This window comes from Mesorhizobium sp. NZP2077 (assembly GCF_013170805.1).
Classification (GTDB): Bacteria; Pseudomonadota; Alphaproteobacteria; order Rhizobiales; family Rhizobiaceae; genus Mesorhizobium.
This window is the reverse complement of record NZ_CP051293.1, coordinates 90593-104760: the sequence shown is the minus strand read 5'-3', so window position 1 is coordinate 104760 and position 14168 is coordinate 90593. Positions and strand designations below refer to the sequence as shown.

The window sequence follows — 14168 nt, the reverse complement described above, 5'->3', positions numbered from 1 at the left end:
CGTATGCCCGATGGAAAATGCGCGCCGTCATTGACGACGGCGCGCGGCAATTCCAGGCCGATATCAGGCCGGGGTCATCAGGGCCGGCAGCAGCGCACCGGAAATGTGCTGGACCACGTTGACGCCCTTGGCGTGCACGATCGGCTGCGCATACTGCATCAGCGGCAGCACATAGGCCTGCTCGGCGATGTATTTGTCGACCGCCTTCCAGCCGGTAATGCGCTTGGCCTCGTCCTTCTCGCCCCACAGCGGGTTGATCATGTCGATCAGGTCCTGGCTGTCCCACACCGAATGCGGGCTTGGGCCATACATGGCAAAGCCGGTCGAGGTGGTCGGGTCGCCGATGGCATTGCCCCAGTTGTAGAAGGCGGCCGGCGCCAGCTTGTCGGCGGCGCGCAACTCGTAATGCTTGGCGATCTCGTAGACCTCGATCGTCGCCTCGATGCCGACCTTGCGCCACATGCCGACGATCGCCTGGATCATCTCGTAGTCCTTGGGCTTGAAGCCCTTGGTCGTCTGGATGGTGAACTTGACCGGCTTTTCCGGCGAATAGCCGGAGGCGGCCAGCAATTCCTTGGCCTTCTCCGGATTGTGCTCGACCTTGATCGACGCATCGTAGGCCGTGTATTCCGGCGTCTCCAGCGTGTCGATGGGCTGGCCGTAGCCGCGCAGCAGGCGGTCGACGAGCAGCTTCTTGTCGATCGACATCACCGCTGCCTGGCGGACGTTCTTGTCCAGCATCGCCTCGATGTCGTTGAAGAAGATCATGCCGATGTCGGAGACGTTCTTGCACGAGCCGGCCAGACCGTCCTTGGCGATCAGCCGGTCATATTCTTCGTAGGGGATTTCGAGCGTCACCTGCGAGGAACCGGACTCGATTTCGGCGACACGGCTCGCCGCGTCGGTTACGAACTTGATCGTCACATTCTCGAATGCCGGCTTGCCGCCCCAATAGTTCGGATTGGCCTTCAGCCGCAGGAAGGCATTGCGCTCGAATTTTTCCACCATGTAAGGGCCGGTGCCGATCGGCGCCTTCTCGAAACCTTCGGCGCCGACCTTCTCGTAATAGGCCTTCGGCAGGATGTAGCCGGTCAGGAACGACATCCACTTGAAATAGACCGGGTCGAACTGCACCACGTCGCCGGTGATCTTGTTGCCGTCGATCTTGAAATTGTTGACGTTCTTCCAGACGAACTGGATCGGGTTGCCGGTCTTTTCGTCGCCCGCCCGCTGCAGCGACCAGACGACGTCCTCGGGCGTGAAGGGCGAGCCATCATGCCATTTCACGCCTTCGCGCACCGTCATCGTCACCTTGGTGCGGTCATCGTTCCAGCCCCATTCGGTGAGCAGGCCGGGTGCGAAGGACAGGTCCGGCTTCTGCGGGATGAATTGGTCGAACACCGACTGGTAAAGGCCCTGGATAGTCGGGTTGACGGCGGAGGGTCCGGTGGTCGGATCCCAGGACGGCAGGTTGACATTGTAGGCGATGGTCAGTTCGCCTGCGGCCGCCTTGGCGATCTGTGGCAAGCCCACGGCGGCTACGCCGAGTGCCGCGGCACTGTATCCCAGCAATTCGCGTCTGTTGATTGTCATGGTCGTTCCCCTTGTTGGTTTTCTGTTTTCGTCGCGCGGCAATGTCACTTCATTGGTTCAGGCTTGGTGGCAGCAGCGCCATGCCCCTCGTCGCCTCTATGCAATCGTCGGTCCTACCTCCCGCCAAGCTGTTGCGCGAGCATGAAGCCGGAGGCCGCACCGGTGCCGGCGCCCGGCCATGTCGCGGCGCCCGTGAGATGCAGATTCGCGAGCGGCGTGTTCCAGCCGGCAAAACCACGCGCCGGACGGAACAAAAAATTCTGCGCCAGATGATGGCTGCCGCAGACCTGGTCGCCGCCGACGAGGTTCGGGTTCTCGCGCTCGAGATCAATGGGTGAGAACACCGCCCGGCCGAGGATTTTCGCGCGCAAGCCCGGCGCATAGGTCTCGATGATGTCGAGTATGCGCTCGGCGTAGCGGTCCTTGACCTGGTCCCAATGCGCGGGCGCGATCTTGCCTGCGGCATCGCCCAGGATTTCGGCAGGCAGCATGCGCACCTGCACCCACAGCACATGCTTGCCTTCAGGCGCGCGCGACGGATCGATCGCTGTAGGCTGGCCGACGACCAGAACCGGCTCGTGCGGCAGCATGCCTGCCATCGCCTGCTGATAGGTGCGCGACATCGCATCGAGCGACGGCGACAGGTGGACATAGGCAAACTGCCGCAACTCTGCTCCGGCGCGCCAGTCCGGCAAATCGTCGAGCGCCAGATGGATCATCATCGTGCCCGGCGCGTAGCGGAATTTTTGCATCGCCGTATCGAAGCCGGCATTGCCGGAACCGTTGGGCAGCAGTTTACCAGTCAGCGCCTTGGGTGCGACGCCGGCGACGACCGCCTTGGTCGCTGTGTGCGTCTCGCCGGATGCAAGCCGCACGCCGGTCGCCTTGCCAGCGGAAATCATGATCTCGGCCACCTCGGCGCCGGTGACGATCTTGCCGCCGGCAGCCGTCACCATGCCCGATAAAGCGTGGATCATGGTGTCGGCGCCGCCCTTGCCCAGCACCATGCCAAAGCTCTGGTTGGCCATCGATTCCAGATAGGGGAACACGGCGCCGCCGGCGATATCGGGCGCGAAATCGAGATGCATGCCCCAGGTGGCGAGCGTCGCGCGCACATGCGACGACTCGAAGTTTTCCTCAAGCCAGGCGCGCGGTGAGGAAAGCAGCAGCCGGCCGGTGCCTAGTGCGCCGGACATGCCCTTCTTGCGCCACAGGTTCCAGGCGGTGCCGGCAAGCGCACGAGCGCTCATCGGCGAACCCAGCAGCCGGAACAGATGCTCGGCCTCCGCCGGGAAGGCGGTAACCAGCTTGCGCCATGTCGCGGCATCGGCTGCGGAGAAAGCGGCCATGCGCGCCGCCGTCCTTTCCAGATCGTTGCTGACGCCGAACCAGCGTCCATCCGGAAAGGCGCTGGCAAAACAGTCGGCGACCGGCGCGAACTCCAGCCCCTGTGCTTTCAATTCATTTGCATATTTCCGGTGGAAGGCAGAGCCGGCAAACAGGCTCAGATTCATCGCGCCGAAATCGTGACGGAAGCCTGGAAGGGTGAATTCGCGGGTCTGGACGGCGCCGCCGATTGTTGCACTGCGCTCAAAAATCCCGGTTTTCCAGCCTTTGAGCGCCAGATGCGCGGCGCATGCCAGACTGTTGTGGCCCGCCCCGACAAAGATGGCGTCGAACTCGCTCACGCCCCGTTCCTATTTCCTTTATGCTTAAAGATAATTGCAGATGCATATGTTTTCGTCTAGTAGGATATTAAGGGCCGAGACGAGCCTTGATCATCACCGAAAAGAGGGAACAGAAGACAATGGACACCCAAAAACTCCTCGGCGAAGTCGCCGGCCAGCTGCTGTCAGGCGCCATCAAGGTGGTGGACCTCTCGGCGCAACTCGGTCCCGATACGCCGCTGATCAAGCTGCCGCCGGAGCTTGCCGTCGACACGCCGAAGGTCGAGATCCACAACATCTCCCGCTATGACAAGAACGGTCCGTGGTGGGCGTGGAACTGGCTGAAGCTCGGCGAGCATTCGGGCACGCATTTCGATGCGCCGCAGCACTGGATCAGCGGCAAGGACTATCCGGACGGCGCCACCGACACCATTCCGGCGCAGAATTTCGTTGGCCCGGTCAATGTCATCGACTGCTCGAAGGAAGCCGCCGCCGACCATGATTTCCTGCTCACCGTCGACCACATCAAGGCGTGGGAAGCCAAGCATGGCGCCATCAATGCCGGCGAATGGGTGGTGATGCGCACCGACTGGTACAAGCGCAACGGCTCGGAAGCCGAGTTCCTCAACGCCAACGACACCGGTCCGCACACGCCCGGCCCGACGGCGGAAGCCATCCAGTTCCTGATCAGCAAGGATATCAAGGGCTGGGGCTCGGAGACGATCGGCACCGATGCCGGCAAGGCCGGCGGCATGGAGCCGCCATTCCCGGCGCACACGCTGATGCACAAGGCCAACCGCTATGGGCTGGCCAGCCTTTGCAACCTCGACCAGCTGCCGCCGAAAGGCGCCATCCTGATCGCGGCACCGCTCAAGATCGAACACGGCACCGGCAGCCCGATCCGCGCCCTGGCGCTGGTGTCGGGAAAATAGAGCGAGGTGGGTCTTCGGGAGAAGATCATGCGCGCAGGCCCGACGGTCGAAAGCTACTGTCAATGAAAGCCCCCGATCACATCATCGTCGGCAGCGGCATCAACGCGCTGGTCTGCGCGGCGATGCTTGGCGGCAAGGGCGCCAATGTGCTCGTGCTGGAGCGCAACGACCGCATCGGCGGCTGCATGCGCACCGAGGAGATCACCGCGCCCGGTTTCATCCACGACGTGATGGCGACGACCTTCGTGCTGTTCATCACCTCGCCGGCCTTTGCGGCATTGGGCGGCGATCTTGCCCGACACGGGCTGGAGTTCTGCCACACCGGCACGCCGACCGGCGTGCTGAGGCCGGATGGCAGTCATGCCGTGCTGAGCACCGATCGCGCCGCCAATATCGCCGCCCTCAACGCGATCGCCGCCGGCGATGGCGATAGGCACGCGGACGATGTCGGCGGCATCGAGCGCAATGCCGGCCTGCTGTTCGGCCTGCTCGGCGGCAGCCTGTGGTCTTATCCGACGGCGAAGCTGCTGGCCGGCGATGCCTGGCGGCGTGGTCCGCGCGGCCTTGCCGCCTTTCTCGGCGAAGCGCTGGTGCCGGCGCGCAGCTGGTTGGAAAGCACCTACCAGTCCGAAACCATCCAGGCCCTGTGGGCGCCCTGGGTGCTGCATGCCGGGCTTGGGCCGGAAGATGCATTCTCCGGCCAGATCGCCAAGGTGATCGCCTTCGCGCTCGAAGCCGCCGGCGCCCCGGTCGTCAAGGGCGGGGCAAAGAACCTGTTGTCGGCCTTCGAGGCATTGATCACCGAGCGCGGCGGCGTCATCTCCACCGGAGCGGACGTTGCCTCCATCATCCTGGCTGGTGGTCGCGCCACCGGCGTGCGGCTGGCCTCCGGCGAAACGGTCCATGCGAAGAAGAGCGTCATCTGCTCGGTCACGCCGACGCAGCTTTATGGCCGGCTGCTCGGTGGCGAGGCGCCCAGGGACAATGTCGAGGCGACGCGGACATACCGCTACGGAAAAGGCAACTTCCAGATCCACTACGCCCTCGACAGGCCGCTGGTGTGGCGTGGTGAAGGACTGGATAAGGTGGCGCTGCTGCACCTGACGCCAGGCCTGGATGGTGTGTCGAAGGCCTGCAACGAGGCGGTGCGCGGCTTGCTGCCGGAGATGCCGACCATCTGCGTCGGCCAGCCGCACGCGCTCGACCCGTCGCGCTGCCCGCAAGGCAAGGCGATCCTGTGGCTGCAACTGCCCGAGGCGCCCCGCCATATCAAGGGCGATGCCGCCGGCAAGCTTGAGGCGCCCGCTGACGGACAATGGACCGACGCATTGCGCGAAGCCTATGCCGATCGTGCGGAAGCCATCCTCGCCAGCCATATCGACGGCTTCAAGGATAGCGTGATTGCGCGGCGTGCCTATTCGCCGGCCGATCTCGAAGCGATGAACATCAATCTGGTCGGCGGCGATCCCTATGGCGGCTCCTCGACCATCGACCAGGCGTTCCTGTGGCGGCCGTTCAAGACCAGCCGCAACCACCAGACCGGCATCAAGAACCTCTACCATATCGGCGCCTCGACCCATCCCGGCGCCGGTCTCGGCGGCGGCTCAGGCTTTCTCCTGGCCGGGAGGCTGTGATGGAGCAGAAGGTCGGAGAACAACGCCAGCGCATTTCGACACTCGGCCAGATCGGCCTGCAGCAATTCGCGCCCTATCTGATGAACCGCATCATGGGCCGCTACAACGCCACCTTGCGCGACGATTTCCGCAAACAGGGCCTGACCATTCCGCAGGTGCGCACGCTGGCGGTGCTTTCGGTTGCCGACGGCGTCACCGTCAACGATCTCTCAGTCTACACTGTCATCGAGCAGTCGACCTTGAGCCGCACGCTCGACACGCTGGAGGGGCAAGGCTTCGTGCGGCGCGAGCAGGGCGTCACCGACAGCCGCATCCGCCACGTCTTCCTGACCGACGACGGTCGCGCCGAGTTCACCCGCGCCTGGCCGGCCATGCATGACGCGTTCGAGGCGATGTTCGACGATATCGACGACGCCGAATATGCAGCACTGATCGCTACGCTTCTGAAGATGCTGAAGAACATTCGCAAGCACGACATCTAGACCTACGCGCCGCCGATGCCTGGCGATAACGGGCCGGGCGGTAAGGGAAGGATTGAAAAAATGGCCGAACGGTCTTTTGCCAAGGAAGTCGAAAAACTGAGGCTCGGCGCCGGCGAGGAGTTTGCCGGTGAAGGCATCCTCGCCATCACCAAGGCGCTGCTGCAATGCGGCGTCGGCTATGTCGGCGGTTATCAGGGTGCGCCGATCAGCCATCTGATGGACGTGCTGGCCGACGCGCAGGATATTCTGGGCGAGCTTGGCGTGCATTTCGAGGCCAGCGCCTCGGAAGCCACCGCCACCGCCATGCTTGCCGCCTCGGTGCATTATCCCATTCGTGGTGCGGCGACCTTCAAGTCGACCGTCGGCACCAATGTCGCATCCGATGCGCTTGCCAACCTTGCCTCCGGCGGCGTCACCGGCGGCGCGCTGATCATCGTCGGCGAGGATTACGGCGAGGGCTCCTCGATCATGCAGGAGCGCAGCCACGCCTTCGCCATGAAGAGCCAGGTCTGGCTGCTCGACCCGCGCCCGAACCTGCCGTCGATCGTCAAGGCGGTGGAGGACGGCTTCGAACTGTCCGAGATTTCAAACACCCCGGTCATGCTGCAGGTGCGCATCCGCTGCTGCCACGTCCACGGCCATTTCATCGCCAAGGACAACAAGCGGCCGCCGATGACGGTCGCCGACGCGCTCGACGCACCGCGCCGCGACACCGGCCGCATCGTGCTGCCGCCCGCCTCCTTCCTGCACGAGAAAGAAAAGGTGCAGAAACGCTGGCCGGCGGCGGTGGACTTCATCGCCAAGAACAAGATCAACGAATTCTTCGGCTCGGACCACGGCTCGGTCGGCATCGTCATGCAGGGTGGCATGTACAATTCGGTCATCCGCGCGCTGCAGCGTCTCGGCCTTGCCGACACTTACGGCGAGACGGATGTGCCGCTCTACGTGCTCAACGCCGTCTATCCCCTGATCGACGACGAATTCCTGTCCTTCTGCGAGGGCAAGCAGGCGGTGCTGGTCGTCGAGGAAGGCCAGCCCAATTACATCGAGCAGGCCTTCGCCGCGATGCTGCACAAGGCCGGGCGCGGCACCAGGCTGGTCGGCAAGGAATATCTGCCGATGGCCGGCGAGTATACCGGCCAGGTCATGCTCGACGGCATCGGCACCTTCCTGCGCGCCGAGGCGCCGCACCTGTTGCCGGGCGAAGTGCGCGCGCCCAACAAGGTAGGGGACGGCGTCGACACCGCGGACCTGATCAATGTCGTGCCCGGTCGCCCGCCGGGCTTCTGCATCGGCTGCCCGGAGCGGCCGATCTTTGCCGCGACGAAACTGGTCGAGCAAGAGCTCGGCAAGCACCACATCGCTTCCGACATCGGCTGCCATTTGTTCTCGATCATGCCGCCTTTCGAACTCGGCGCCACCACCATGGGCTACGGTCTCGGGCCGGCCTCGGCCTCGGCGTTCAATTCGCCCGACGCCAAGCGCCGCTCGATCTCCTTCGTCGGCGATGGCGGTTTCTGGCACAACGGCCTGACCTCCTCGATCGGCAATGCGGTGTTCAACAAGAACGACGGCGTCATCGTCATCGTCGACAATTTCTACTCCGCCGCCACGGGTGGGCAGGACATCCTGTCATCGCGCGCCGGCAACAAGACCAAGTCGACAAAGCATCCGATCACCGAGGCGGTGAAAGGCATGGGCGTCAAATGGCTGCGCCATGTCGACCGCACCTATGACGTGACCAAGATGCAGGACACGTTGCGCGAGGCGCTGACGACGGAAGAGAAGGGCCCGAAGGTCATCGTCGCCTCGTCCGAATGCATGCTCAACCGGCAGCGCCGCGAAAAGCCTCTGGTCGACAAGGCGATCAAGGGCGGCGAGCGTGTGGTGAAGCCGAAATTCGGCGTCGACGAGGACATCTGCACCGGCGACCATGCCTGCATGCGGCTGTCCGGCTGCCCGTCGCTGTCGGTGAAATCGCTCGACGATCCGCTGCGCGACGATCCGGTGGCGAGCATCGACCAGAGCTGCGTCGGCTGCGGCAATTGCGGCGAGGTCGCCGATGCGGCGGTGCTGTGCCCATCCTTCTACCGCGCCGATGTCGTGCACAACCCAAGCCGCTGGGACCGCTTTCTGGAAAACGCACGCCGCGCCACCATCGGCCTGTTGCAACGCCGCCGCGAAAGCCGGCGCCTGACTTTCGCCGATGCTTGACGCTGTCCCGCCATTCCGCGCTCGCCCCGGCGCCCATGACGACGAGCGCGTCATCAAGCTCGCCGTGCTGGCCGTCGGCGGCCAGGGCGGCGGCGTGCTGGCCGACTGGATCACCGATGTCGCAGAGCGCAACGGCTACGTCGCGCAATCGACGTCGGTCGCCGGCGTGGCGCAACGCACCGGCGCCACGATCTATTATATCGAGATGGCCCGCGACACCGGCCGGCTGCCGGTCTTTGCGCTGTCACCGTCGCAAGGCGACGTCGATATATTGATCGCCGCCGAATTGATGGAAGCCGGCCGCGCCATCATCCGTGGTTTCGTCACGCCGGAGCGCACGACGCTGATCGCCTCCTCGCACCGCATTGCAGCCGTGTCGGAAAAGATAGAGCCGGGCGACGGTCGCGCCTCGTCCTCCAAGGTGCATGCGACGGCGGAAGCGGCATCCAAACGCTTCATCGCTTTCGACATGGAAAAGATCGCCGCCGACAACGGTTCGATGATTTCGGCCAGCCTGCTTGGCGCGCTGGCTGGGTCCGACGCGCTGCCGTTCACACGCGAAAGCTACGAGCAGGCGATCGGTGCCGGAGGGCGCGGCGTGAAGGCCAGCCTTGCCGCCTTCAGCGCTGCCTACCACCGCGCACGCGGCACGGCGATGCCGGCGCCAAAGCCGGCAGAGCCGGCCATTGTCGAATCCACCCTGGGGGCAGGGCGTGTGACCGGCCCGCAAAACCTGTTGCAAGGCTGGCAGGCGCTGGCCGCCCGCATCGACCTGATGCCCGTAGCCGTGCGCGACATGGCGCTGCGGGGCCTGAGAAAGGTCGTCGACTATCAGGACATCGCCTATGGGCGCGAATACCTCGACCGGCTGAACAAGGCCGTCGCGCTGGATGGCGTCGACCATGCCCATGCGCTGTCCATCGCCGCCGCCAAGCATCTCGCCAATGCCCTGTGCTATGACGACATGATCCGCGTCGCCGATCTGAAGACGCGCTCGACGCGTGACAAACGCGTGCGGAACGAGGTCGGCGTCAAGGACGGCTCGATCCTGCAGGTGACGGAATATTTCCATCCGCGCATCGAGGAGTTTTGCGGCACGCTGCCGGCGGGGCTGGGCAGCTATATCGAGAACCGCCCGAAACTCGCCGCCTTGCTCGACCGTCGCATCAACCACGGTCGGCGTATCCGCACCGACAGCTTCGCCGGCTTCGCTGCCCTCTGGTTTATCGGCGGCCTGCGCCGCTGGCGCCGGAGCCTGCTGCGCCACAAGGTCGAGATGACCCATCTCGATCGCTGGTACGCACTGGCGCTCGGCCATGTGCCGTCGGACTACGCGCTCGCCGTCGAAATCCTCAACTGCCACCGGCTGATCAAGGGCTACAGCGACACCCATGTTCGCGCCCAGTCGAAATTCGACCGCGTGCTTTCGGCGCTTCCCATGCTGAAGGGTCGCGACGATGCCGCCGACTGGATCCGCCGCCTGCGCGAGGCGGCGCTGAAGGATGAGAAGGGCGACATGCTCGACGGCGCGCTGAAGACCGTGGCGACGCTGGGACCAGGTTAGACACCCGGCAACTGAGGCGCCCTGACCCTGACATACGTCACCGGCCGCCGGCCCTTTTTCGGCTTCGGTGAACGCTGTTCATTTTCTGCTTGAACAATGTTCAAAACTTGATAGAGTGCGATTGTGAACGATGTTCATTTCTGGCAGACCGAAAGTCCGTGGATGGGCATCAAGCACAGTAAGGAAGTTTAATCAGCTCGCTGATATCACTGAGATTGAAACACCGCCTCCAACCCGCAGAGCCTCCGGCGCATCGTCGCAGGTCCTGCAAAATGGAAATCGCCATGAACACGCATCTGATGTTGTCCCGGCGCTTTGCGCCTCTGTTCTGGACGCAGTTCCTGTCCGCTTTCAACGACAATTTCCTCAAGAACACGCTGGTGTTCCTGATCCTCTTCACGCTGGCCGCCGGTCAGGCGGCTTCGCTGGTCACTTTGGCGGGGGCCGTCTTCATGGCCCCCTTTCTGCTGCTGTCGGCTCTTGGCGGCGAGATCGCCGACCGCTTCGATAAGGCCCTGATCGCCCGCCGGCTCAAATTCGCCGAGATCGCCGCGGCGGCAGTCTCCGTCGTCGGCATCGCGCTGTCGTCAATCCCGGTGCTGATGACGGCGCTGCTGATGTTCGGCGTCATCTCGGCGCTGTTCGGACCGATCAAATACGGTATCTTGCCCGACCATCTCGAGCGCAAGGAACTCCCCAAGGCCAACGCCTGGATCGAGTCGGCGACGTTTGCCGCCATCCTCGGAGGCACCATCGCCGGCGGCGTCGTTTCCGCCGATGGCATCGGAGTCACGGTCTTCGGGCCAATCATGATGGCCTTGGCCATCGGCTGCTGGTTCGTCAGCCGCTACATCCCGTCCACCGGTTCGGCGGCACCCGACCTTGTCATCGACAAGAACATCTTCCGTTCGACCTGGCGCCAGGTCTCAGAATTGCGCACCGACACGCGCATCTGGCGCGCCGGACTGATGACGTCGTGGTTCTGGCTGATCGGCGCCATCGTGCTGTCGATCCTGCCGACCTTGATCAAGGATTCGCTCGGCGGCAACGAGATCGCCGTCACCGTCTATCTCGCGGTGTTCGCCGTCTCCATCGCGATCGGCTCCGCCATTGCCGCATGGATGTCGCAGGGACGCATCGTGCTTCTGCCGGCACCGGTCGGCACGGCGCTGCTGGCGCTGTTCGGCCTGCATCTGGCCTGGACCATCTGGAGCATGCAGCCTTCGCCCAAGGCGGAGACCCTTGGCCTGTTCTTCGCCGGGCCAAACACGATCCGTGTCGCGATCGACCTCGCCTGCATGGCCATCGCCAGCGCCTTCCTCGTGGTGCCGACCTTCGCTGCGGTACAGGCATGGTCGCCCGAAGCGCGCCGCGCCCGTGTCGTCGCTGCCGTCAGCATCGTCAACGCCGGCTTCATGACCGTCGGCGGCATTCTCGTCGCCGTGATCCAGACGAAAGTCTCGACCGGCGGCATTCTGTTCGGCCTCGCCGTGGCCAACGCCGTTGCTGCCTGGCTGATGTTGAAATTCCTGCCGACCAACGCGTTCCGCGACTTCGTCTCCATCCTGTTCCGCGCCTTCCTTCGCCTGGAGGTCGAGGGCATGGAGAACCTCAAGGCGGCCGGCAAGGCGCCGATCCTGGCACTCAACCATGTCAGCTTCCTCGACGGTCCGCTGGCGCTGACGCTGACCGACGAGGAGCCGGTCTTCGCCATCGATTACACCATCGCCCAGGCCTGGTGGATGAAGCCGTTCATGAAGCTTGCCCGCGCTCTGCCGCTCAACCCGGCCAAGCCGATGTCGACCCGCACGCTGATCAAGGTGGTGCAGGGCGGCGATCCTCTGGTGATCTTCCCCGAAGGCCGCATCACCGTCACCGGCGGATTGATGAAGGTCTATGACGGCGCCGCCATGGTCGCCGACAAGACGGGTTCGATGGTTGTGCCGATCCGCATCGATGGGCTGGAGAAAAGCCCGTTCTCCCGGCTGACGTCGCAGCATGTGCGCCGCCGCCTGTTCCCGAAGGTCAAGGTGACCATTCTGGAGCCGGTCAAGCTCGAAGTGCCGCAGGAGCTGAAGGGCCGCCAGCGTCGCGCCGCGGCGGGTGCGGCCCTCTATCAGGTGATGTCGGATCTCGTCTTCCGCACCCAGGACATCGACAAGACGGTGCTGGAAAAGATCATCCTGACGGCGAATGAACGCGGCATGAAACGGCTCGCCGTGCAGGATCCGGTCACCGGCTCACTGAGTTATGGCAAGCTGCTGACGGCGGCCGCAGTGCTTGGCGAGAAATTCCAGAACCTTTACGCCGATCAGCAGACGCTCGGCATCATGCTGCCCAACGCCAACGGCTCTTGCGCGACGCTGCTTGGCGTCATGTCGGCGGGCAAGGTGCCGGCGATGATCAACTTCACCGCTGGTGCGGCCAACATCCTGTCCGCCTGCAAGGCGGCCCAAGTCCGGACTGTGCTCACGTCTCGTGCGTTCGTCGAGCAGGCAAAGCTCGGCGCGGTGGTCGAGGAAGTCGGCCGCTCGGTTGACATCGTCTGGCTCGACGATCTGCGCAAAACCATCGGTCTCAAGGACAAGTTGCTCGGCCTGCTGCGCAAGTCGACGCCGCGTGCGCCGCGCAAGTCCACCGACCCGGCGGTGATCCTGTTCACCTCGGGCTCGGAAGGCACGCCGAAGGGCGTGGTCCTTACGCACCGCAACATCCTGGCCAATGCCGCGCAGGCGGCTTCGCGCATCGACTTCCACTCGGGCGACAAGGTGTTCAATGTCTTGCCGATCTTCCATTCCTTTGGCTTGACGGCTGGCTCGGTGCTGCCGCTGATTTCGGGTGTGCCGGTCTATTTCTACCCATCACCGCTGCACTACCGCCTCGTCCCGGAACTGATCTACGCATCCAACGCGACCATCATCTTCGGCACCGATACGTTCCTCAGCGGCTATGCGCGCACCGCGCACCCATACGACTTCCGCTCGATACGTTATTGCTTTGCCGGCGCGGAACCGGTCAAGGCGTCGACGCGCATGACCTATATGGAAAAGTTCGGCGTGCGCATCCTGGAAGGCTATGGCGTCACCGAGACCGCGCCGGTGATCTCCATCAACACGCCGATGTACAATCGTTCCGGCAGTGTCGGCAAAATCATGCCCGGCATGGAGTATCGTCTCGATCCGGTGCCCGGTGTCGACGAAGGCGGACGGCTGCATGTCCGCGGGCCCAACGTGATGGCGGGCTATCTGCGCGCCGAGAAGCCGGGCGTGCTCGAAGTGCTGCCGGATGGCTGGCATGACACTGGCGACGTTGTCTCGGTCGACGAGGGCGGCTTCATCACCATTCGCGGCCGCGCCAAGCGTTTCGCCAAGGTCGGTGGCGAGATGATTTCGCTCGCCGCCGTCGAGGCGCTGGCTGGCGAATTGTGGAAAGGATTGTTGTCGGCGGTTGCTTCCGTACCCGATGCGCGCAAGGGCGAGAAGCTCATTCTCATCACCGAGGCTCCCGGCGCCACACGCGCTGAGTTCCTGAGCTTTGCCAAGGCGAATGGCGCCATGGACCTGATGGTGCCTGCCGAAGTGCGTGTCGTCCAGAAAGTGCCGGTGCTTGGCTCCGGCAAACTCGACTTCTCCGGCGTGACCAAACTGGTACGGGGCGAGGACGCGCCGGTCGCCAAGGTCGAGGCCGCCTGATCAAGGCGACGACGAGACGACGCCGCGCTGAACTGTGGCGTCGTCGCTCGGCGAGCGCTTTGTCGCTGACGAACATGTGATCGGACCGCTCACGCGGCTTCAGCCGGCTCAGTGCTATGCTGTTCCCGGGAATGTGAACCATGGAGGACACGATCATGCTCACCAGATACATTCTGCCAATCGCAGTCGCAGCAGGCACGTTGATGCTGTCGAGCATCGGCTCGCAGGCGCTGCCCGTAGCAAAGCCCAACGCCGCTCCGTTGCAGGCCGAAAGCGTCGGCTGGAGATGCGGCCGTGGCTGGCACATGAACCGGTGGAGGCGTTGCGTGCCCAACCATCGTCGCGTGATAATAGTCGGGCCGGGACATTGGCGGCGCCATCACCACTGGT

The 14168-nt window shown here is 64.0% G+C and carries 8 protein-coding genes; 6 read left to right on the top strand and 2 right to left on the bottom strand.

Annotation, left to right across the window (positions count from 1 at the left end; genetic code table 11):
- Positions 1-63 precede the first annotated feature (63 nt).
- Positions 64-1593, bottom strand: a complete 1530-nt coding sequence (locus HGP13_RS00495) for an ABC transporter substrate-binding protein (protein WP_172220040.1) — start codon at positions 1591-1593, stop codon at positions 64-66.
- A gap of 113 nt (positions 1594-1706) precedes the next feature.
- Positions 1707-3281 (bottom strand): NAD(P)/FAD-dependent oxidoreductase, encoded by a 1575-nt coding sequence (locus HGP13_RS00490; RefSeq protein WP_172220037.1) that lies wholly within the window; start codon positions 3279-3281, stop codon positions 1707-1709.
- 119 nt (positions 3282-3400) lie between these two features.
- Here HGP13_RS00490 and HGP13_RS00485 point away from each other — a divergent pair, with 119 nt between their 5' ends.
- The 6 genes from HGP13_RS00485 to HGP13_RS00460 all read left to right on the top strand — a co-directional run bounded on the left by HGP13_RS00485 (position 3401) and on the right by HGP13_RS00460 (position 13778).
- Positions 3401-4192, top strand: coding sequence for a cyclase family protein (locus HGP13_RS00485; protein WP_172220034.1), 792 nt, complete (start codon positions 3401-3403; stop codon positions 4190-4192).
- 62 nt (positions 4193-4254) lie between these two features.
- Entirely contained in the window at positions 4255-5826 is a 1572-nt protein-coding gene (locus HGP13_RS00480) for an NAD(P)/FAD-dependent oxidoreductase (protein ID WP_172220031.1), read from the top strand.
- Positions 5826-6308, top strand: coding sequence for a MarR family transcriptional regulator (locus tag HGP13_RS00475; protein WP_172220028.1), 483 nt, complete (start codon positions 5826-5828; stop codon positions 6306-6308). The genes HGP13_RS00480 and HGP13_RS00475 overlap by 1 nt, the downstream gene beginning before the upstream one ends.
- A gap of 60 nt (positions 6309-6368) precedes the next feature.
- Complete coding sequence (locus HGP13_RS00470; RefSeq protein WP_172220025.1) at positions 6369-8522, top strand: indolepyruvate ferredoxin oxidoreductase subunit alpha; 2154 nt, start codon at positions 6369-6371, stop codon at positions 8520-8522.
- Positions 8515-10086, top strand: a complete 1572-nt coding sequence (locus tag HGP13_RS00465) for an indolepyruvate oxidoreductase subunit beta family protein (protein WP_172220022.1) — start codon at positions 8515-8517, stop codon at positions 10084-10086. The genes HGP13_RS00470 and HGP13_RS00465 overlap by 8 nt, the downstream gene beginning before the upstream one ends.
- A 284-nt stretch (positions 10087-10370) precedes the next feature.
- Entirely contained in the window at positions 10371-13778 is a 3408-nt protein-coding gene (locus tag HGP13_RS00460; RefSeq protein ID WP_172220019.1) for an acyl-[ACP]--phospholipid O-acyltransferase, read from the top strand.
- Positions 13779-14168 lie beyond the last annotated feature (390 nt).

Excerpts from the sequence above, each read along its gene's own strand:
- HGP13_RS00495 (WP_172220040.1), bottom strand. The coding sequence starts at position 1,593 with ATGACAATCAACAGACGCGAATTGCTGGGATACAGTGCCGCGGCACTC.
- HGP13_RS00470 (WP_172220025.1), top strand. The coding sequence starts at position 6,369 with ATGGCCGAACGGTCTTTTGCCAAGGAAGTCGAAAAACTGAGGCTCGGC.
- HGP13_RS00460 (WP_172220019.1), top strand. The coding sequence starts at position 10,371 with ATGAACACGCATCTGATGTTGTCCCGGCGCTTTGCGCCTCTGTTCTGG.
- HGP13_RS00475 (WP_172220028.1), top strand. The coding sequence starts at position 5,826 with ATGGAGCAGAAGGTCGGAGAACAACGCCAGCGCATTTCGACACTCGGC.
- HGP13_RS00485 (WP_172220034.1), top strand. The coding sequence starts at position 3,401 with ATGGACACCCAAAAACTCCTCGGCGAAGTCGCCGGCCAGCTGCTGTCA.
- HGP13_RS00480 (WP_172220031.1), top strand. The coding sequence starts at position 4,255 with ATGAAAGCCCCCGATCACATCATCGTCGGCAGCGGCATCAACGCGCTG.
- HGP13_RS00465 (WP_172220022.1), top strand. The coding sequence starts at position 8,515 with ATGCTTGACGCTGTCCCGCCATTCCGCGCTCGCCCCGGCGCCCATGAC.